The organism is Variovorax sp. GW823-FHT04B03, assembly GCF_058796495.1.
Window position 1 is genome coordinate 435,361 of sequence record NZ_JBXAIT010000006.1, and the last position, 18,654, is coordinate 454,014.

The 18,654-nt window shown below is 66.6% G+C and carries 18 protein-coding genes, 1 tRNA gene and 1 pseudogene; 13 read left to right on the plus strand and 7 right to left on the minus strand.

Annotated features, from left to right (window positions below; all coding sequences use genetic code 11):
- Window positions 1–8 precede the first annotated feature (8 nt).
- The 4 genes from AC1RAD_RS26015 to AC1RAD_RS26030 all read right to left on the minus strand — a co-directional run bounded on the left by AC1RAD_RS26015 (window position 9) and on the right by AC1RAD_RS26030 (window position 4,139).
- Window positions 9–2,252: a RelA/SpoT family protein gene (locus AC1RAD_RS26015; RefSeq protein ID WP_095746649.1), complete on the minus strand. Its 2,244-nt coding sequence runs from the start codon at window positions 2,250–2,252 to the stop codon at window positions 9–11.
- Window positions 2,253–2,345: 93 nt separating this feature from the next.
- The gene (rpoZ, locus tag AC1RAD_RS26020) at window positions 2,346–2,549 is read right to left on the minus strand and encodes a DNA-directed RNA polymerase subunit omega (RefSeq protein ID WP_013543330.1); all 204 of its coding nucleotides are present in this window, start codon (window positions 2,547–2,549) and stop codon (window positions 2,346–2,348) included.
- Window positions 2,550–2,580: 31 nt separating this feature from the next.
- Window positions 2,581–3,201, minus strand: coding sequence for a guanylate kinase (gene gmk / locus AC1RAD_RS26025; RefSeq protein WP_056573336.1), 621 nt, complete (start codon window positions 3,199–3,201; stop codon window positions 2,581–2,583).
- 14 nt (window positions 3,202–3,215) lie between these two features.
- Window positions 3,216–4,139: a YicC/YloC family endoribonuclease gene (locus AC1RAD_RS26030; protein WP_492737975.1), complete on the minus strand. Its 924-nt coding sequence runs from the start codon at window positions 4,137–4,139 to the stop codon at window positions 3,216–3,218.
- 91 nt (window positions 4,140–4,230) lie between these two features.
- Between AC1RAD_RS26030 and AC1RAD_RS26035 the strand changes: the two genes are divergently transcribed.
- The 7 genes from AC1RAD_RS26035 to AC1RAD_RS26065 all read left to right on the plus strand — a co-directional run bounded on the left by AC1RAD_RS26035 (window position 4,231) and on the right by AC1RAD_RS26065 (window position 10,931).
- Window positions 4,231–5,238, plus strand: a complete 1,008-nt coding sequence (locus tag AC1RAD_RS26035) for a serine/threonine protein kinase (protein ID WP_056573330.1) — start codon at window positions 4,231–4,233, stop codon at window positions 5,236–5,238.
- A gap of 5 nt (window positions 5,239–5,243) precedes the next feature.
- Entirely contained in the window at window positions 5,244–6,152 is a 909-nt protein-coding gene (locus AC1RAD_RS26040) for a PP2C family protein-serine/threonine phosphatase (protein WP_062476311.1), read from the plus strand.
- 55 nt (window positions 6,153–6,207) lie between these two features.
- Window positions 6,208–6,939, plus strand: coding sequence for a ribonuclease PH (gene rph, locus AC1RAD_RS26045; protein ID WP_070062008.1), 732 nt, complete (start codon window positions 6,208–6,210; stop codon window positions 6,937–6,939).
- Window positions 6,940–7,013: 74 nt separating this feature from the next.
- On the plus strand, window positions 7,014–7,613 hold the full coding sequence (locus AC1RAD_RS26050) for a non-canonical purine NTP pyrophosphatase (RefSeq protein ID WP_062476318.1): 600 nt from the start codon (window positions 7,014–7,016) through the stop codon (window positions 7,611–7,613).
- Between the two features lie 3 nt (window positions 7,614–7,616).
- Window positions 7,617–8,879: a radical SAM family heme chaperone HemW gene (hemW, locus tag AC1RAD_RS26055; RefSeq protein ID WP_492737977.1), complete on the plus strand. Its 1,263-nt coding sequence runs from the start codon at window positions 7,617–7,619 to the stop codon at window positions 8,877–8,879.
- A 32-nt stretch (window positions 8,880–8,911) separates the two neighbouring features.
- Window positions 8,912–8,996: transfer RNA gene (locus AC1RAD_RS26060), tRNA-Ser, on the plus strand.
- Between the two features lie 738 nt (window positions 8,997–9,734).
- Window positions 9,735–10,931: a reverse transcriptase domain-containing protein gene (locus tag AC1RAD_RS26065; protein WP_492737979.1), complete on the plus strand. Its 1,197-nt coding sequence runs from the start codon at window positions 9,735–9,737 to the stop codon at window positions 10,929–10,931.
- A gap of 37 nt (window positions 10,932–10,968) precedes the next feature.
- Here AC1RAD_RS26065 and AC1RAD_RS26070 read toward each other — a convergent pair whose 3' ends face one another.
- Window positions 10,969–11,199, minus strand: coding sequence for a helix-turn-helix domain-containing protein (locus tag AC1RAD_RS26070; protein ID WP_492738100.1), 231 nt, complete (start codon window positions 11,197–11,199; stop codon window positions 10,969–10,971).
- An 83-nt stretch (window positions 11,200–11,282) separates the two neighbouring features.
- Between AC1RAD_RS26070 and AC1RAD_RS26075 the strand changes: the two genes are divergently transcribed.
- On the plus strand, window positions 11,283–12,248 hold the full coding sequence (locus tag AC1RAD_RS26075; RefSeq protein ID WP_492737981.1) for a lysozyme inhibitor LprI family protein: 966 nt from the start codon (window positions 11,283–11,285) through the stop codon (window positions 12,246–12,248).
- A 13-nt stretch (window positions 12,249–12,261) separates the two neighbouring features.
- On the plus strand, window positions 12,262–12,765 hold the full coding sequence (locus AC1RAD_RS26080) for a DUF1643 domain-containing protein (protein WP_492737982.1): 504 nt from the start codon (window positions 12,262–12,264) through the stop codon (window positions 12,763–12,765).
- 146 nt (window positions 12,766–12,911) lie between these two features.
- Here the strand turns inward: AC1RAD_RS26080 and AC1RAD_RS26085 are convergent, their stop codons facing one another.
- Window positions 12,912–13,196, minus strand: coding sequence for an FGGY-family carbohydrate kinase (locus AC1RAD_RS26085; RefSeq protein WP_492737983.1), 285 nt, complete (start codon window positions 13,194–13,196; stop codon window positions 12,912–12,914).
- On the opposite strand from AC1RAD_RS26085, the pseudogene dhaL reads away from it, so the two are divergent.
- Both dhaL and AC1RAD_RS26095 read left to right on the plus strand, forming a co-directional pair.
- A pseudogene (dhaL, locus tag AC1RAD_RS26090) lies at window positions 13,090–14,307 on the plus strand (dihydroxyacetone kinase subunit DhaL); the annotation flags it as partial. The gene AC1RAD_RS26085 and the pseudogene dhaL sit on opposite strands and share 107 nt — an antisense overlap.
- A gap of 33 nt (window positions 14,308–14,340) precedes the next feature.
- Window positions 14,341–15,036: an HAD family hydrolase gene (locus AC1RAD_RS26095; RefSeq protein WP_492737984.1), complete on the plus strand. Its 696-nt coding sequence runs from the start codon at window positions 14,341–14,343 to the stop codon at window positions 15,034–15,036.
- Window positions 15,037–15,066: 30 nt separating this feature from the next.
- On the opposite strand, the gene AC1RAD_RS26100 is transcribed toward AC1RAD_RS26095, so the two are convergent.
- Window positions 15,067–15,981, minus strand: coding sequence for an alpha/beta fold hydrolase (locus AC1RAD_RS26100; RefSeq protein WP_492737985.1), 915 nt, complete (start codon window positions 15,979–15,981; stop codon window positions 15,067–15,069).
- 299 nt (window positions 15,982–16,280) lie between these two features.
- Between AC1RAD_RS26100 and AC1RAD_RS26105 the strand changes: the two genes are divergently transcribed.
- Complete coding sequence (locus AC1RAD_RS26105; RefSeq protein WP_159275467.1) at window positions 16,281–17,321, plus strand: AraC family transcriptional regulator; 1,041 nt, start codon at window positions 16,281–16,283, stop codon at window positions 17,319–17,321.
- A 536-nt stretch (window positions 17,322–17,857) separates the two neighbouring features.
- Entirely contained in the window at window positions 17,858–18,637 is a 780-nt protein-coding gene (locus AC1RAD_RS26110) for an esterase/lipase family protein (RefSeq protein WP_095948796.1), read from the plus strand.
- Window positions 18,638–18,654: the final 17 nt, after the last annotated feature.

The following is an 18,654-nucleotide window of genomic DNA, read 5'->3' on the forward strand; positions in this document are numbered from 1 at the left end:
GAGCGAGCTCAGGGCGCCGGAATCGTCCGCGCCGCGGTCAGCACCGACGCGGTCCGGCGCGCGGCGCGCAGCACGGCATCGAGGTGCGTGCGGTCGCGCACCGCGATCACGAAGCGCAGGTCGGTCGAATCCTGCGGGGTCTCGTCGGCCATTTCCACGTGCGTGATGTCGGCCTCGGCGTCGGCCAGGGTGGCCGCCACGCGGGCCAGCACGCCCTTGTCGTTGCGCACGGTGATGACCACGCCGGTCTCGAAGGCACGCGTGGGCTCGTCGGCCCATTCGACGGCGAAGAAGCGTTCGCTGTCCTTGTTGCGCAGGCGCTGGCCCACGCCGCAGTCGTCGGTGTGCACCACCAGCCCTTCGCCGTGTCCGAGATAGCCGACGATCTGGTCACCGGGAATGGGTCGGCAGCACTGCGCAAAGCGCACGGAAGAGTTCTCGCTGCCGTCGAGCGTGACGGCGCCTTGCGACACCGCCTCGTGCGAGGTGAAGCGCTCGCGGCTGAGCAGCAGGGCGTCGGGGCGCTCGCCGATCTCGGCCAGCAGCGCCATGAGCCGCTTGGCGACGATGCTCGCGATGCGCTTGCCCAGGCCGATGTCGGTCAGCAGCTCGGCGCGGGTGCGGTTGCCGGTGAAGCGCAGCAGCTTTTCCCACAGCGCCTGGTGTTCGTCGTCTTCCTCGGGCAGCTTGCCCAGGCCTTCGGCGCGCAGCGCCTGCGCCAGCAGCTTCTCGCCCAGGCCTTCGGACTCGGCATGCGCCAGCGTCTTCAGGTAGTGGCGGATCTTGGAGCGTGCCCGGCCGGTGCGCACGAAGCCCAGCCACGCGGGATTGGGCGTGGACACGGGGGCGGTGATCACTTCGACCACGTCGCCGTTCTTCAGCTCGGTGCGCAGCGGGACCTGGTCGCCGTTGATGCGCGCGGCCGAGGTGTGGTCGCCGATGTTGCTGTGGATGGCGTACGCGAAGTCGACCACCGTGGCGCCGCGCGGCAGCGCCATGATCTGGCTCTTGGGCGTGAAGACGTAGACGGCGTCGGGGAACAGGTCGACCTTGACGTGGTCCCAGAACTCGGCGGCGTCGCGTGTCTCATCCTGGATGTCGAGCAGCGACTGCAGCCACTTGGTGCCCAGCCGGTCGTTGCTCGCGGCATTGGGCTCGGCAGCCTTGTAGAGCCAGTGCGCTGCCACGCCCGATTCGGCCACGACGTGCATGGCCTCGGTGCGCAGCTGGAACTCCACGCTCACGCCCGCAGGGCCCACCAGCGTGGTGTGCAGCGACTGGTAGCCGTTGAGCTTGGCGATCGCGATGTGGTCCTTGAACTTGCCCGGCAGCGGCTTGTACATCTGGTGCAGGATGCCCAGGCCGGTGTAGCAGGCGATCACGTTCGGCACGATGAGCCGGAAGCCGTAGATGTCGGTGACCTGCGCGAAGCTCAGGTGTTTTTCTTCCATCTTGCGGTAGATGGAATAGAGCGTTTTCTCGCGGCCCGCGATGCGCAGCGTCATGCCGGCGGCGGAGAAGGCCGTCTCGACCTCTTTCTGCACCTTCTGGATCAGGTCGCGTCGTCGTCCGCGCGCCTTGGCGACGGCCTTGGCCAGCGTGGCGTAGCGCCAGGGCTTGAGGTGGCGGAACGACAGGTCCTGCAGTTCGCGGTAGGTCTGGTTCAGGCCCAGTCGGTGCGCGATGGGGGCGTAGATCTCCAGCGTTTCGCGCGAGATGCGGGCCCACTTCTCGCGCGGCGCATCGGCCAGCGTGCGCATGTTGTGCGTGCGGTCGGCCAGCTTGACCAGGATGACGCGCACGTCGCGCGCCATGGCCAGCAGCATCTTGCGGAAGGACTCGGCCTGGTTTTCTTCGCGCGTGTTGAACTGCAGCTTGTCGAGCTTGGTGAGCCCGTCGACCAGCTCGGCAACCGGGGCGCCGAAGCGCTCGATGAGTTCCGGCTTGGTGACCCCGCAATCCTCGATGGCGTCGTGCAGCAGCGCGGCCATGAGCGCCTGGGCGTCGAGCTTCCATTCGGCGCACTGCGCCGCCACGGCGATGGGGTGGGTGATGTACGGCTCGCCGCTGTTGCGCAACTGCCCGAGGTGGGCCTCGTCGGCGAAGCGGTAGGCCCGGCGAACCAGCTCGGTGTCTTCGGGGCTGAGGTAGTCGAGGCGGGCCGTCAGCGCGGCAAAACTCGCGGCGGCCGCGTTCAGCGCCGCCGGACTCGGTTTCGGCGTGGGGGACGGAGGTTTGGCGACCGCGCTCATGGCTACCACTTTAGCGTGACCGCTCTGTGGACGCGTCCAGACGTAAAAAAAGCACCGCAATGCGGTGCCTTTTCGTTGCGGGGCTGCGTCAGATCAGCCCGGCACTTTCTTGAGCATCTCGATGCCGATCTTGCCTTCGGCGATTTCGCGCAGGGCCGTGACGGCGGGCTTGTTCTTGCTCTCGATCTTGGGTGCGTGGCCTTGGCTCAGCATGCGCGCACGGTATGTGGCGGCGAGAACGAGCTGGAAACGGTTCGGGATCTGAACGAGACAATCTTCGACGGTGATGCGGGCCATGATGAATTCTTTCGGTCGGTGAGCGGGGATTTCAAGGGATGTTCAGTGCGGCGAACGTATCGGCACGGGCTCTGCGCTGTGCGGAATACCGCAGCCGCTGCGCGTGGACGATCGCCTTGAGATCGAAAAGCGCGCGCTCAAATAACTCGTTGATTATAACGAAATCGAATTTTCCGGCCTGGGCCATCTCTTCGGCCGCGTTCTTCAGGCGCAGTTCGATCACCGCCGCGCTGTCTTCGCCGCGCCGCTCGAGGCGGGAGCGCAGCTCTTCCCAGCTGGGCGGGAGGATGAAGATCATGACCGCATTGGCAAAGGTCTTGCGGATCTGCAGCGCGCCCTGGAAGTCGATTTCGAGGATCACGTCGGTGCCCAGGGCCACCCGCTCCTCGACCGCCTTCTTCGACGTGCCGTAGCGGTGGCCGTGCACATGGGCCCATTCGACGAAGCCGTCGGCTGCGATGAGGGCGTCGAACTCGGTCGGGGAGGCGAAAAAGTACTCCCGACCGTGCTTTTCCTGTCCGCGCGGGGGGCGCGTGGTGTGGGAGACCGAGGGCTGAACGGCCGAGTCGAGCTCCATGAGCGCCTTGACCAGGCTCGATTTGCCAGCGCCGCTGGGCGCAGCGACCACGAAGATATTGCCGGGGTAGTCCATGGGGAGGCTCGTCGTCATTCGATGTTCTGCACCTGCTCGCGCATCTGCTCGATGAGGACCTTCATGTCCACGCCGATGCGCGTGAGTTCCAAGGCTGCCGACTTGGAGCCCAGGGTGTTGGCTTCGCGGTGCAGTTCCTGGATCAGGAAATCCAGCCGCTTGCCGATCTCGCCGCCCTTCTTGAGCAGCCGCTCGATCTCGTCGAGGTGCGAATTCAGCCGCGTGAGCTCTTCCGCCACGTCGATGCGGATCGCGAAGGCGGTGGCTTCGGTCAGGGCGCGGTCCTGGGCGGCTTCGGGCAGCGTGCCGCCCGTGCCGGCGGTCAGGCCCATGGCCTCCTGCCAGCGCTCCAGGAAACGGGTGCGCTGCTGTTCGACCAGCTGCGGCACCAGCGGACCGGCCTGCTGCACCAGCGTGCGCAGCTGCGCCAGGTGCGCCTCTAGCATCTTGGCCAGCCGGGCGCCTTCGCGCTGGCGGGCGGAGATCAGGGCCTCCAGGGCCTTGCCTGCCACGTCGAGCAGGTCGGGGCCCCAGTCGCCGCGGGCGGCGCCGTCGCTGCCGGCCAGGCGCAGCACGTCGGCCACGCTGAGCTCGCGGGCGCCGGGCAGCCAGGCGCGGATGCCGTCCTGCACGCCGTTCAGCCGCTGAAGCAGCTTGACGGAGGGCTCGACCACGCCCGCCTGGGACGTGTTCTCGATGGCTGCGCGCACCTCGACCTTGCCGCGCTTGAGCTTGCCCGTGAGCAGCTCGCGCAGCGCAGTCTCATGCTGGCGCAGCTCCTCGGGGAGCTTGAAGGTGAGGTCGAGAAAGCGGCTGTTGACCGAGCGGATTTCGACCCCGAGTCGGCCCGCGGCGGAGGGCCGTGCATCGGCTTCGGAGTGGCTGCCTGCGGGGCCGTTCTGGCCGCTGGCGTAGCCGGTCATGCTGTAAACTGGCATTGCGCCTCACTGTGGTTTTGCTTGCAAGCACCGAGGCGTCGGTACAGCGTTCGCTTGCCGCACCATCGCCTTCGGGCGAAACTCCCGGATTATGTCAAAGGTCAAGCCTACGCCCCTGTTGCCCGATACGGTCATTGGCGGATATCGCGTTGTTCGCCGGCTTTCCGCGGGCGGTTTCGGCGTGGTCTACCTCGCGATCGACCCGAACGGCCAGCAGGTCGCCGTCAAGGAATACCTGCCTTCGTCGCTCGCCACCCGGGGCCCCGGCGAGCTGGCGCCGCAGGTGCCGCCCGAGAAGCTGTCCCTGTACCGCCTGGGGCTCAAGAGCTTTTTCGAAGAAGGCCGCTCGCTCGCGCAGATTTCGCATGCGTCGGTTGTCAGCGTGCTCAATTTCTTCCGCGAAAACGAGACCGTCTACATGGTCATGAACTACCTGGAGGGCGCGACCCTGCAGGATTTCGTGGTCACGGCACGAGACCTCAAGCGGCAGAAGGTGTTCCGCGAATCGACCATCCGTTCGCTGTTCGACGAAATCCTGCGCGGCCTGCGCATCGTCCACCAGTACAAGATGCTGCACCTGGACATCAAGCCCGCCAACATCTTCGTCACCGACGACGACCGTGCCGTGTTGATCGACTTCGGCGCCGCGCGCGAAGTGCTCAGCAAAGAGGGCATCTTCATCCGCCCCATGTACACGCCCGGCTTCGCCGCGCCCGAGATGTACCGGCGCGATTCGTCGATGGGCCCCTGGACCGACATCTACGCCATCGGCGCCTGCATCTACGCCTGCATGCAGGGCTATCCGCCCAACGACGCGCCCCGGCGCATCGAGAAAGACCGCCTGAGCCTGTCGCTGTCGCGCCTGCGCGGCGTGTATTCCGACAACCTCATCGAGGTGGTCGAGTGGTGCATGTCGCTCGACCCGCTCTCGCGTCCGCAGTCGGTGTTTGCGCTGCAAAAGGAACTCAGCCGCGAAGGCGAGCGCCGCTACACCAAGCTCACGGTCGGCGAAAAGGTGCGCCTGTCGATCGACAACATCCGCTCCTTCGACAAGAAGAGCCTGCCGCGCGCCGCCGCGCCCACCACCCGTCCGGCCTGATCGACATGAAGTTCTCCGTGTTCCAGGTCAGCCGCAAGGGTGGCCGTCTCAAGAACGAAGACCGCATGGGCTACTGCTACACGCGGGAGTCGGGTCTGTTCGTGCTCGCCGACGGCATGGGCGGCCATCCTGAAGGCGAAGTGGCAGCCCAGCTGGCGCTGCAGACCATCGCCGCGCTGTACCAGCGCGAGGCCCGCCCCACCGTGAAGGACGTGAAGGCCTTCCTGGCCGAATCGGCCATGTCGGCGCACCAGCAGATCATGCGGTACGCGAGCCACAAGGCGATGCTCGACACGCCCCGCACCACCGTCGTCGCGGCCGTGCTGCAGAACGCCACCGCCACCTGGCTGCATTGCGGCGATTCGCGCCTGTACGTCGTGCGCGACGGCCGCCTGCTGACCCGCACGCGCGACCACTCGCATGCCGAGCGCCCCAAGCCCCACGGCGCCACCGACGCACCGGTCAACCGCAACCTGCTGCTGACCTGCCTGGGCTCGCCGACCACGCCGCTGTTCGACGTGTCGGCGCCGCTGCCGCTGCAGCGCGGTGACCGCCTCATGCTGTGCTCCGACGGCGTCTGGGGCGTGCTCGACGACGCCGTCATCGTGCACACCCTGTCGTCAGGCAAGCCCGTGTCCGACGCCGCGCCCGACCTCGCCGAGATGGCGCTGCGCAAGGGCGGCGCCCACAGCGACAACGTGACGCTGATCGCGCTCGAGTGGGAAATGCCCGAGACGCCCGGCGACGACCGGGGCGTGTCCACCGAAACCATCGACGACGGCGTGTTCGCCTCGACCATCCAGGCCGGCATGCCGTCCGACAGCGAGATCGACGACCTCGACGAAGACGCCATCGAGCGCTCCATCGCCGAGATCAACGAAGCCATCCGCCGCTCAGCCGCCCGCAAGACCTGATCTCCTGATCGGGTCTCGCGGTTTTTCTTTTTCTTTTTCGGTTTCCTCCAGACACATGACTGCTTTCACACGAAGCGGCGGCCGCGCCGCCGACCAGCTGCGCCCCGTGCGCATCACCCGCGGTTTCACCATCCACGCCGAGGGCTCCGTGCTCATCGAGTTCGGCCAGACCCGCGTGCTGTGCACCGCCTCGGTCGAAGAAAAGGTGCCGCCGCACAAGAAGGGCAGCGGCGAAGGCTGGGTCACGGCCGAATACGGCATGCTGCCGCGCGCCACCCACACCCGCAGCAGCCGCGAGGCCGCCAAGGGCAAGCAGACCGGCCGCACGCAGGAAATCCAGCGCCTCATCGGCCGCTCGATGCGCGCCGTGTTCGACCTCGCCGCGCTGGGCGAACGCACCATCCACCTCGACTGCGACGTGCTGCAGGCCGACGGCGGCACGCGCACTGCGGCCATCACCGGCGCCTTCGTGGCCGCACAGGACGCCGTCGACAAGCTGCTGGCCTCCGGCGCGCTCAAGACCTCGCCCATCAAGGGCCAGGTGGCCGCCATCTCGGTGGGCATCGTCGAAGGCACGCCGCTGCTCGACCTCGAGTACACCGAAGACTCTGCCTGCGACACCGACATGAACGTCGTCATGACCGGCGCCGGCCACTTCGTCGAAGTGCAGGGCACGGCCGAAGGCGTGGCCTTCACGCGCGAAGAAATGAACCTCCTGCTCGGCCTGGCCGAGAAGGGCATCGGCGAGCTCGTGAGCCTGCAGCAGCAGGCTCTGCTTTCGAACTGAACGAACGACGACCACAACCACTAGCTACTGGCGCCCGTTCATTCATCGAGCGCCACAGCCATCTTTGACTTTCCATGAAACTGGTTCTGGCTTCCAACAACGCGGGCAAGCTCGCCGAACTCCAGCAGCTGTTTGCCGAGCTGTCCGTCACCCTGGTGCCGCAGTCGGCACTCGGCGTGGGCGAGGCTGAAGAACCCTTCCGCACCTTCGTCGAGAACGCGCTCACCAAGGCGCGCCACGCCAGCGCCGCCACCGGCCTGCCGGCCATTGCCGACGACGCGGGCCTGTGCGTCGATGCCTTCGGCGGCCTGCCGGGCGTCGACACCGCCTATTACGCCACGCAGTTCGGCTACGCCAAGGGCGACGCCAACAACGTGAAGGCGCTGCTCGAACAGCTCGACGGCGTGGTCAACCGCCGCGCCGCGCTCGTCAGCACGCTCGTCGCGCTGCGCAGCCACGACGACCCCGAGCCGCTCATTGCCGTTGGCCGCGTGGTCGGCGAGATCGCGCCCGCGCCCATCGGCGACAACGGCTTCGGCTTCGACCCCGTCATGTACCTGCCGACCTTCGGCAAGACCTTCGCCCAGTTGCCGCCCGACGTGAAGAACGCCAACAGCCACCGCGGCCGCGCCGCGCAGGCCATGCTCGCCCTGATGCGCGAGCGCTGGTTCTGACCCATGGCCACCGTCTTCCCGATCCAGCCCGCCCAAGCCGGCGGCGCTCCCCAGGCCAATGACGTGCTGCACTGGATGCGCCCCGGCCCGCTGCAACTCGCCGCGCTGCCGCCGCTGTCGCTGTACATCCACCTGCCGTGGTGCCTGCGCAAGTGCCCCTACTGCGACTTCAACTCGCACGAGTGGCGCGCCACGAGCGAGGCCGACATCGACGGCCTTCCCGAAGCCGCCTACATCGACGCGTTGATCGCCGACCTCGACGCCGCGCTGCCGTTGATCTGGGGCCGCACCGTCCACACCATCTTCATCGGCGGCGGCACGCCCAGCCTGTTCTCGCCGCAAGCCATCGACCGGTTGCTCGGCGACGTGCGCGCGCGCCTGAAGCTCGCGCCCGAGTGCGAGATCACGCTCGAGGCCAACCCCGGCACCTTCGAGCGCAACCGCTTCCGCGCCTACCGCGCAGCCGGCGTCACGCGTCTGTCGGTGGGCGTGCAGAGCTTCAACGACGAGCACCTGACGGCGCTGGGCCGCGTGCACGACCGCGCCCAGGCCATCGCCGCGGTGGAGGAGGCCGCGAGCGCCTTCGACACCTTCAACCTCGACCTGATGTACGCCCTGCCGGGCCAGACCATGGAAGGCCTCGACGCCGACCTGACCCAGGCTTTGGCGCTTGCGCCGCCGCACATCTCGATCTACCACCTCACCATCGAGCCCAACACCTGGTTCGCCAAGTTCCCGCCCACGCTGCCCGAGGACGACATCGCCTACGCGATGCTCGACCGCATCACCGAGCGCACGGGCGCGAACGGCATGTCGCGCTACGAGGTCTCGGCCTATGCACGCGACGGGCACCAGTGCGCGCACAACCTCAACTACTGGCAGTTCGGCGACTACCTCGGCATTGGCTCCGGCGCGCACAGCAAGCTGAGCTTCGCGCACCGCATCGTGCGGCAGGTGCGCTATCGCGAACCGCGCCTGTACATGGAGAACGCGCGCGCCGGCATGGCCGTGTCGCAGAGCGACGAAGTTGCGCTGGCCGACCTGCCGTTCGAATTCATGCTCAATGCGCTGCGGCTGAAGCAGGGCTTCACGCTGCCCCAGTTCAGCGAACGCACGGGCCTGGCGATGACGTCGATCCAACGCGGCCTGGAAGAGGCCGAGCGCAAGGGGCTCGTCGCGCGCGACCTGTTCCGCGTGTGGCCCACCGAGCGAGGGCTCGACTTCCTGAGCGACCTGCAGACGCTGTTCCTGCCCGATGACGAGTAAGGCCGCGCTGTCGGCTTAAAATCGACGATTCCGGAGAGTTGGGTGAGTGGTTTAAACCAGCAGTCTTGAAAACTGCCGACGTGAAAGCGTCCGTGAGTTCGAATCTCACACTCTCCGCCGCCCAACCTTGTCTTCCAAGGGCTCTCGGGCAGTCTGAATATTTCCCCCATCCGCTTACCCATCCTTCTGATATGCGACTGGGTGACATGTGGTGCTACGTGCACGCATTGCGTTTGCTAGGCGGCTTGACACACCACATGTAGCGTCCGGTAGGGGGTTCATGTACCATATCTAGTGTTCGGCTTCCATGGTGTTCCCGTGGCGGTTGCAGAACGGCGAACCTCGGCCCGAATGTGCTACGTGCCCCGCCGCGGCGGCGAGCACATGGACCTTCAACGGCAATCTTGATGTGCGTTTCGACGCTGTCATGGCCATTGGTGGCACTGAGGTGCAGCCCTCCGTCCCTGATATTGCTAGGCGGGCTGATAGAAGCTGTGATGTGGTCCGCCAGAGCGGGGGTGCAGGTCGCGGGACTACGGTGCGGTCTGGTTCGAAGAGCCAGGCCGCCCAGGCCGAGGTTTTGAGCTCGCGGCCGCCTGCTATTACTCAGAATGGAGTCGGAACAGTGCGGATGCGAATCATTACGGTTTTGGTCGCGATTGCGGCTTCCATGGTGTTCCCGTGGCGGTTGCAGAACGGCGAACCTCGGCCACAATGTGCTACGTGCCCCGCGGCGGCGAGCACATGGACCTTCAACGGCAATCTTGATGTGCGTTTCGACGCTGTCATGGCCATTGGTGGCACTGTCTAGGCGAGCAGGTTCAGGGACTTTTTAGCGACTCGCATGCGCAGGGTATGAGTAGCAGCACCCTCGGTGACATTGCCCGATTTTCGGCACTTAAGGCCGCGTGGAACAAGGTTTCGCGCGGGAAGCTTGGCAAGCTGAGTGCCGAGCGCGTCGGCGGAGACGGCCATTCGTTGGCGAGTTTTCAGCGTCGCCTTGATGACGAACTCGCCGTCCTGGAGCGGCGGCTGAGCCAAGGAACATTTCAGTTTTCACCGCTTGATCCGTACTTCATCCCCAAGCAGGATGGAAAGTACCGCGTGATATGCGTTCCGACGGTGGCTGATCGGGTTGTGCAGAGAGCTGTGTTGGACAGCATCACCGCTCGTCAGCGTTGGATGGCGAACCCGGTGAGCTTTGGCTTTGTTGCGGAAGGCGGCGTAGAGCGAGCGGCTGATGCGGCCGTCAAGCTCAGAAGGTTAAGACCTTGGGTTTTTAAGACTGACATCACCAAATTTTTTGATCAAGTTGATCGGCAACTCTTGAGCGAGCGTGTTGCCAGATTGGTCAGGCAGAAGTCTGTGCACCCTTTGCTGCTCGCCGCTATCTCATGTGAGATCAAGCCAAGACGAAGCAGTCACGTCGAGCGCATTAAGAAGATGGGCATCATCGAAGGGCGAGGAGTTCGCCAAGGGATGCCGCTATCACCTTTCTTCGCCAACCTTTTTCTCGCCGACTTTGATCGGGCTTGTGTGAAGAAGGGGTTGCATGTCCTTCGCTATGCCGACGATTTGTTATGCCTCGCGACTACCGAATCGGAAGCGAAGGGCTATGAAGAGTTTTGCATCGCAGAGCTGTCCAAGCTGAATCTGGCAATACCCAAGCTCGCCGATGCCACCAAGACTCATATCTACTCGCCTTCCGCGCCGGCCGAATTCTTGGGTGTCGAACTTGCACCGATTACCAACGGGCGCTATGAAGTGCGAATTGGCCAGAAGCAGTTGGATGCCATTAAGGATCGGTTCTACACCTTGAGTTCGCTGGATGAACTCAAGAGACGCAACCTAGATATCACGCGGTTGGGTAATTCACTCGCTTCTCGTCGGGCTGCCTATGGTGCTGCCTATGAGTTCTGTGCTAACCAGGATCACCTCATCTCGTGTGTCACCGACTGGTCTAAGGCGGTGTTGAGGAAAGTTGCACAGCAGCTCGGCATCAAGGTTGATAGCTTGTCAGCTGAGGGGCGCTGGTTCCTAGGCTTGGAATGATGGCGGCAAGTCTCGTGATCTCGGTGAGGTCATCAGACTAGCTTAGATCCGCTACGAGCTCAGCTGCAGACACTCCCAGTGCTTTGCACACGGCGACGAATTCGATCACGTCCAACTGCCGCTCGCCGTTCTCATACTTCGACACGAAGGATTGCGGGCGCTTCACTCGCTCGGCCACTTGAAGCTGCGTTAGCCCTGCATCGGCACGCGACTGCGCGAGAAGCCGTCGAAGCTTCTTGTACGGTGGAGATTGCAGGCCGCGCGACACGCGACCGAACGTACATCCCGTTTTAGAATATCCCAATTTAGGATTTATTGCTTAGAGTTTTTCGCAATCAGATAGGAGTGGGAATGGCGTTTCGTGTACTAGCAATGTGCTTCGGCACCGTCGTGGCCTTGGTGCTCGGTGCCTGTTCGCCTGAGGGCACACCGCAGGGGGCAGCGCCCGGCGCGCCATCGGTCCCGGTGTTGGCTGCATCGGCCTCTCCGAGCGACCGCGCCGGCTGTTCTTCGCCGGACGCGAAGGAACTCATCGAACAGCTGGTGTGGGAGGGCGTCGGGAAGGCGGTCACCACCGAACTGTTCGCCGACCGCGTGCCGGACGTGACCGCGGCAGGCAAGGATCACTTCAAGATCAGCCTTCAGGGCATCGCCACCGTCCCCGGCCAGAACGGCGCTCGCCCGACCTGCGAGGCGACCGTCGCCGCCACGGACACGCATGACCTCAACGCCGACAGCAGTTGGCTCCAGCGCGCAGCACGAATCGACCCGAGCGTGACGGTGCGAGGGAAGGACCTACTGGGCACCGTGCATTACACCGTGCAGCCCTCGGACGACGGCCAGAGCATTCGCGTGTCGGCTCGTGGCATCGAGCCCTACACGTTGGCCCTCGCTGGCCTCAGCTTGGCGTTCAGTAATGCGGAGCTATATGCCCGACGCGAGGCCGAGAAGGTGGCGAAGGCCGGCGGCGCGGCAGAGCCTGCCACCCTCCCCGCGTCGCCCGATGCTGCCGCACCGTCAAGCGCCACAGTCCCCGAGCAGCAGGCTAGCGCGGAAGATCGATACGCGGCGGCCGACAAGGTGCTGAACGCCGCCTATGCTGCCGCACGCGCCCGGCTAGACGATGCGGGGAAGACGGCCCTGCGCGACGAGCAGCGCGCATGGATCAGCGCCCGTGACGCGGCCTGCAGCGAGGCCAAGATCACAGCCGAGAGTGGCGGTGACGTGGCGGGTGGTTCTGCCATGACGCTCGAAGTCGCCGGCTGCAAGGCGAAGCTCACCGAGGCCCGTGCGAAACAACTCGCGGCCAAGGGCTGACCAGAGCTGCCCCATGCTGTACGACATCTATTCGAACGACGAGAACGACCAGTGGCGCTACCTGCTGGGCCGCGTGGGCCGACGCACTCTAGTGACGGTCGGCCTGAACCCCTCGACCGCCACGCAGGAGCGCAGCGACCCGACGGTGGCGCGCGTGGACGAGGTCGCGAAGCGGAACGGCTTCGACGGATTCGTGATGACGAACCTGTACCCGGTCAGGGCGACGGACTACCGAACCTTGCCGGCCAAGGTGAATAGGGCAGCCTTCGACCGAAACCTCGCCGCCATCGAGGAGGTGGTGGCCGCGCAGGCTGAGCCCGTAATCTGGGCGGCATGGGGGCAGCCGGTGGTGCATCACGCTTACTTCCTACGTGCGCGTGACGAACTGCACCGCCGTCTCGCCCGATTCGAGCCGCAGTGGTTGCGCTTCGGTGAGCTGACGGCGACGGGGCACCCGCGGCACGCGAGCCGCCTGGACTACGGCTGGAGCTTCGCCCCCTACGACTTCGAGGACTGATCTTGTTGCGCGATTCCGAGCTCATCTTGGGCCAACGGGGCGTGGGGTGCGGGAGGGGTATTCCCCTTCGTCTGAGCCGACGAGGTGTCAAGGTTTACCAAGGTAATTGGCCTTACCAACTTACTGCCTTGTAGGGAGTCAGGAGGCTAGCCCAGCGCGCCGAGCGCGGTGTAGCAGTCGCGCGTGGCCATCGCGATGCCTTCGAAGACCGCACGCGACAGGCCCGCCACGCCCAGCGTGGCACTGAAGCCGCTGAGCTGCGCACGGGCGCTCGCATCGACAAAGGGGCCGCGCTCGCCGCTTTGCGCGATGTAGGGGTGGTAGGCCATCGCGAACACGCGCAGCATCGGCGTGGGCCTGTCCGCCTGCGTGATCCCCGCGGTCGGCAAGGCCAACTTCCACATCGAGCCCGGCACGATGGAGGTCGGCATCGGACACCACGGCGAACCCGGCATCGACGTGCGGGCGACGGCGAGCGCCGCCGAGATGGCGCAGCTCATGCTCGATGTCGTGCTGCCCGACCTGCCGTTCGACGCCGGTGACCGGGTCGCGGTGTTGATCTCGGGGCTCGGCGCCACGCCGGTGATGGAGCAGTACATCCTCTACGGAGAGATCGCGCAGCGCCTGCGGGACCGGGGCATCACGGTGGCGTTCAACCAGGTCGGCAACCTCTTCACCTCGCTCGAGATGATGGGCGTGACGCTGACCCTCATGAAGCTCGACGACGAACTCGAGACCTGCCTGAAGCATCCCTGCCGCAGCGTCGGGCTGAGCGTGCCCGGCGACGCCGCGCACGGCCGCACCTACAGCGGGAGCGCCCGCATGAACCCTGCCGTGGCCACGGCGGCCGCGTCTTCGGGCGCCGGCGCGCGCGCACGCACGGTGAGCGGGGCCACGCTGGCCCTCGCGGAAGCGGGCCCCGTGGTGCGCGACCTCATCGAGGCCATCGTCGCGAACCGGCAGCACCTGAGCGAGATCGACGGCCTGATCGGCGACGGCGACCACGGCATCAACATGGCCAAGGGCTTCACCGGCTGCGGCACGCGCCTGGACGCGCTCGGCCCGCGCGCCGCGTCGCTGCCCGGTGCGCTCGAGCAGCTGTCGCAGGCGCTGATGGACGACATCGGCGGCTCGATGGGGCCGCTCTATGGCCGCTTCTTCCTCGGCTTTGTCGACACCCTGGCGCCGCATGAACAACTCGATGCGGCGCTGTTCGGCGAGGCGCTGGCCGTGGCCGTCGCCAACGTGCAGGCGATGGGCAATGCCCAGGTCGGCGACAAGACACTGATCGACACGCTCGTGCCGGCGCGCGATGCCTACGCCGCCGCACTTGCCAATGGCCCGGACTTCGCTGCCTGCCTGCAAGCCATGAGTGCTGCTGCACAGCAGGGGCGCGACGCCACCAAGGACCTGCAGGCCCGCATCGGCCGTTCGGCGCGGCTGGGTGCGCGCTCGATCGGCGTGCTCGACGCCGGCGCCACCTCGTGCTGCCTGATCCTGCAGACGCTGGCGGCTTCGCTGCAGCGCCGGCTGGCCCCCTGAATTCGACTGTCACACGCAAGGAAAGCCTTTTTCATGACCATCATCCAAGCCGTCGTCTTCGACATGGACGGCATCCTGATCGACTCGGAAGTGCTCTGGCGCCAGGCCCGCGAAGAGTTCGCCGCCGACCACGGCATGACCTGGAGCGCCGAGGACCAGGAAGCCACCATGGGCTGCAACACCCGCATGTGGTCGCGCCTCATGGTCGAGCGGCTCGACCTGCGCGCCAGGCTCGGCATGGACGAGGCCGCGATCGCCCGCGAGATCAAGGCGCGCCTGCTGGCGAAGTACGAGGTGCACCTTCCCGAGCGCGAAGGGGCAATGGCCGCGGTGCGCCTGGCGGCGACCCGCTACAAGGTCGCGCTGGCCTCCGGCTCACCGAACGAACTGGCGGCGCACGTGATGAAGGTGACGGGCCTCGACAAGGTCTTCCTGGCCACCACGTACGGCGACGATGTCGCGCACGGCAAACCCGCGCCCGACATCTACCTCGACGTGCTGCAGAAGATCGGCGTGAAGCCCGAGCATGCCGTCGGCGTCGAGGACTCCGGCAACGGCATCCGCTCGCTGCATGCGGCCGGCATGGGCATCATCGCGGCGCCCGGGCCGGAGTTCCCGCTCGGTCCCGAGGTGCTCGCTCTGGCCGACGTGCGCATCGCCGAGCTGACGGCGTTCGACCTCGACCTCGTCGAGCGCGCCGGCGCGGCGCACCGGGCGCGCATGCGCTGACGGGCCGGGCCGCCCGAGGCCCGAAAGAAATCAGCGGCTCTCGACCGCGTGCCCCGCAATCGCATCGATCACCGGCGCCCACGTCACCTTCGGCAGCGCATGCCCCATGCCCTCGATGGTCACCATCCTGGCGCCGGGCACGTGGCGCGCCACGTCCTTCCCGCATTCGATCGGCACCAGCGGATCGACATCGCCGTGGATCACCAGCGTCGGCGCCTTCAGCGACGCCAGCCGCTCCCTGCGGCTGCCTGACGCGATGATGGCCGCGAGCTGGCGTGCATAGCCGGCCGGGTGCAGGCCGCGTTCGAAACTGCGTTCCGCGCGCGCGGCGTCGAGCGCCTCTTCCTCCGGATGCGAACCGGCGCGCAGCACCTTCATCACCTGCTGCTGGCGCGCGATGTAGCCGTCGCGGTCCAGCGGCGTGGGCGTGAGCAGCACCTGCAGCGCCTGCGGTTGGGGCGGCGGCAGGTCGGGGGCGCCGCTGGTGGCCATGGTCGACACCAGCGTGCGCACGCGCGCCGGATGGCGCAGCGCGATCTCCTGGCCGATGGCGCCGCCCATCGAGGCGCCGACGATGTGGGCGCTGCTGATGCCCAGCGCGTCGAGCAGGCCGACCGCATCGTCGGCCATGTGGGCCAGCGTGTACGGCACCTGGCTCGCGCTCACCGGCACGCCGGCCAGCGCCTGCCCGAGCAGCTTGGCCACGTCGGGAATACCCGCGGCGCTCAGGCGCGTGGACAGTCCGATGTCGCGGTTGTCGAAGCGGATGACGCGGTAGCCGCGACCGGCCAGGCGCTCGCAGAAGGCCTCGTCCCACGCAATCATCTGCGTGCCCAGGCCCATGATGAGCAGCAGCGGTGGCGCCGCCGGATCGCCGAAGCAGTCGTAGGCCAGCTCGATGCCGTTGGACGAAGCGAACGAAGGGGAAGAGGGGTCGCGTTGCATGGGGCGTGGCGGTGAAAAGGAAGGGGAGAGAAAGGAAGAGAAGCGAAAGGCAACCGTCGCGCGTTGCGCTTGGTGCCCTGCGGCCGGGACGGTGTTTCGTGGACGATCTTTCCGTGGGGCCCCGCAGCGAGAAAGGTTCGTTCAGACCAACCGGGAGTGACTTCGGGACAATTTGGCGCTATCGGGAAACTCCGAGTCTGCGCGTGCAGAACGCTTCGATATCCTGCGACGACCTTGGAGTGCGAGGCCAGTGGCGGCCTCGCCATCGAAGGCATGTGTTCTGAAGGGATTGAATCGTCGTGCATCGTTCGCCACCCGACTTCGCGTCACGCGTCTACGGACCCCAGCGCGTCGCAGCCATCGTCGCCACCCTGGTCGAAGAAGGCATCGCACCGGAACAAACCCTGAGCGGAAGTGGCCTGACGGAAGACCAGCTGCGCGCACCGGCGACGCGGATTTCCTACGAGCAGGCGGCCGTGGTCTTCCGCAACGCGGTGCGTCTGGCGCCCGGCCCCAGCATCGCCTTTCGCGCGGGCATCCGCATGCACCTCACGGCCTACGGCATGTACGGCTACGGGCTGCTGAGCAGCCCCACGCATGCCGACCTGATGGACTTCACCATCAAGTACAACCGCGTCATGGGCCCCGTGGCCGGGCCGGTGTCGTACACCTGCAGCGGCGGCACCGCGGTGCTGCCCTACGAGGTGCTGCTGTCGTCCGACCCGCAAGACCCGCTGTACCGCTTCGCGCTCGAGTTCGCCTTTGCGGTGCACCTTCGACTGGGGCGCGATCTCTTCGGCCCGTCGTTCGGTCTTTCCGCACTGCACGTGCGCTTTGCCGAGCCCGAAGATCTGAGCGCCTACCGCACGCTGTTCTGCTGCCCCGTGGCGTTCGGCCAGCCGCGCGACGAACTGCATGTGGGCTCGCCGTGGGTCGGCCATCCGTCGCGGCTGCCCGACTCGGTCACGCATGCGATGGTGAGCGAGATGTGCCAGCAGGTGCTGGCCGACCTGCCGCGCTCGGGCGGTGTCTCGTCGGTGGTGCGGCGCACGCTGATCGACCACATGCCCTGGCGCTTTCCGACCATCGAGCCGATGGCTTCGGAGCTGTCGATCCATCCGCGCACCTTGCGCCGACGGCTCGAGACCGAAGGCACGACCTATCGCGGCATCCTGGCCGACGTGCGCCGCGTGCTGGCCATCGAGTACCTGCGCACCACGCGCATGACCACCGAGGAAATCGCCGAGCGGCTGGGCTACAGCGACGCCTCGAACTTCCGCCACGCCTTCGTGCGCTGGACCGGTCGCAGCCCGCAGGACTACCGCGCGGCGAAGGCCTGAGCATCGCCTGCGCGATGCCGCATCGGGCATCGTGAATCACCGCTGATCCGCACGCGCGCGCCCTCGTGCGGCGTTCGCGTGGCCGTCGATCTACACATCTGTTCGCAGTTGTGAGTCGCGCCTGCGCGGCGTTCGAACACGCGTCCCGAAATCACCGCGAAGTGGTCGCATCGCACCTTTCCTTGTCGACGTCGCCGCGAAAAGATGGCGCCCAGAGCAACGACAACAAAGTGCCCGATCCGAGCCTCGCTGAAGGCCCGGACGAGGCCGACAGGAGACAACAACATGGATGCACCTCGCGCGTGCCGGCATGCCCGGCACGGACTGGACGTACGCGGCGGGTTCACACCATGCATGCGTGCCGCCGCACAGGCCGGGCGCCGCCGTTGCGCGGTGCCTTCACCCCTTTTCCCCGATCTCGATCCTCTCTCGAACGACCGCCCGACCGGGTAGCCGTGTGCATCGCGTCTGCACGTCGGGCTTTTTCTTCGCCTCTCTTTTTTCTCTTTCCCTTTCCCTCCACTCCCGAGATGACCATGACCGAATCTTCTTCGATGGCCCCGCCGTCCCGCCGCCTGCTGATGCTCGAGTGGCGCGCCGTGGCGGAGCTGTCCGCGTTCTTCACCATGGCCCCGATGCTGCGCATGGCGCCCGCGGGCGACGGGCATCCCGTGCTCGTGCTGCCCGGCCTTTCGGCGAGCGATGCCTCGACGCAACCGCTGCGCGCCTTCCTGCGCGACCGCGGCTACCGTGCGCACGGATGGAAGCTCGGCCCGAACTTCGGCCCGCGCCCCGGCGTGGAAGACCAGATGCAGGAGCGCCTGGCCGAGCTGCACGAACGCTACCAGCGCAAGGTGAGCATCGTCGGCTGGAGCCTGGGCGGCGTGTTCGCACGCGAGCTGGCACGGCGCGCGCCCTCGCAGGTGCGCAGCGTCATCACGCTGGGCAGCCCGTTCGCCGGCGAGCCGCGCGCGAGCAACGCGTGGCGGCTGTACGAGATGGTGAGCGAGCGCAAGGTCGAGGACTGGCCCGAGCGCGAACGCATGCGCACGCCGCCGCCCGTGCCGGCCAGCGCCATCTACAGCCGCAGCGATGGCATCGTGGCCTGGCAGGGCTGCCGCGAACGCGAGACCGCGACCTCGGAAAACATCGAGGTCGAGGGCAGCCACTGCGGCCTCGGCCACAACCCCGTGGTGCTCTATGCCATCGCCGACCGGCTCGCGCAGCCCGAGGGCCAGTGGAAGCCGTTCCGCCGAGAAGGCCTGCGCCGCCTGCTGTACCTCGATCCGCACCGCGACGTGCGCAAGGCCGCCTGACGCGTCGCATCACCAAC